The organism is Haloferax prahovense DSM 18310 (assembly GCF_000336815.1).
In the GTDB taxonomy this organism is placed as follows: Archaea; Halobacteriota; Halobacteria; order Halobacteriales; family Haloferacaceae; genus Haloferax; species Haloferax prahovense.
On record NZ_AOLG01000034.1, the window covers coordinates 1 to 1,100 of the forward strand.

General features: G+C 57.4%; 1 protein-coding gene and 1 pseudogene. Both read left to right on the plus strand.

Annotation, left to right across the window (positions count from 1 at the left end; translation table 11 throughout):
* On the plus strand, positions 1-682 hold a 682-nt coding region (locus C457_RS10770; protein ID WP_008094528.1), incomplete at its 5' end, for a helix-turn-helix domain-containing protein.
* Positions 679-1,100, plus strand: a pseudogene (locus C457_RS10775) (hypothetical protein); the annotation flags it as partial. The gene C457_RS10770 and the pseudogene C457_RS10775, both read left to right, overlap by 4 nt.

Here is a 1,100-nt window from a genome sequence, read left to right on the forward strand (position 1 = left end):
GGAGCTGTTGTCAGGGGCTGCCCTCCGTGTCTGCTACTACCTTGATACCCCACGGACCGTGACCGAACTTGCACGCCGCGCCGACGTCCACCGAAGTACCGTCCACCGTGCGCTAGCCCCGCTTCAACATCGCGGAATCATTTACCAAACCGACGACGGCGCGTACGCACTGAATGACGGCTTCGAACAGCTGAGTACATTCGCTCGTGAGCTCGCTCATCAGGTCCACCGCCAGACTGTCGAAGAACAGACCGACACGTACACCATTCTATGGGAGTCCCTCGACGAGTTCCTTGTGCAGACGCCGACTGAACTCACTGAGGAACACTTCATTCCGACAGGGCCAGACCAGTTTCAGCGATACGGTCTCCCACTCTTGGCACGTGACCGCAGACACTACCTCTATTCGGAGACGGCGGGCGATCTCTCCCCAGAGATGTTGTGCTGCCACATGCTCGTAATCGATTCGGGCGCACGGGCTCAGTCATACTGCCTGCTCTTGCTCAGTCACGTCGACATCGACCGCGACGAACTCCGAGCCCAAGCCACCAAGTACGGCGTCGAAGACGTCGTCGACGAACTCTGCACGTATCTCGACACCAGCGGTGACCAGCGGATGTCGCAACTCCCCGAGTGGGAGGACTTCCAGGAACTGGCTGAAGAGTACGAGGTGACGCTATGAGGGCGCGATTCGACAGCGCATACATTCGCTCAGAACTCGAACGCATCGGCCAGCAGCTGGACAACCCGCTCACCGTCTTATTGATTGGCGGTGGATCGATGGCGTTTCGCGGACTCAAAGAGACGACCAAAGATATCGATCTCATCGTTTCCTCCGGCGACGATCTAAGTCAGCTACAAGCGGTGCTCCTCGAATTGGGATACGATATCGTCCGGGAACCGGACGAAGAGTATGAAGAACTTGGTGCCCAGCGCATCCTCGAGAATAATGACGGGTGTCGCATCGACGTCTTCAATCAGCAGGTGATTGGCAAACTGATTCTGTCTCCAGGCATACGTGAGCGGAGCGAACGGTATCTCGACCCGGGGAATCTCGTGGTCGAACTCGTGAGTCCAGAGGACATCTTCCTGTTCAAAGC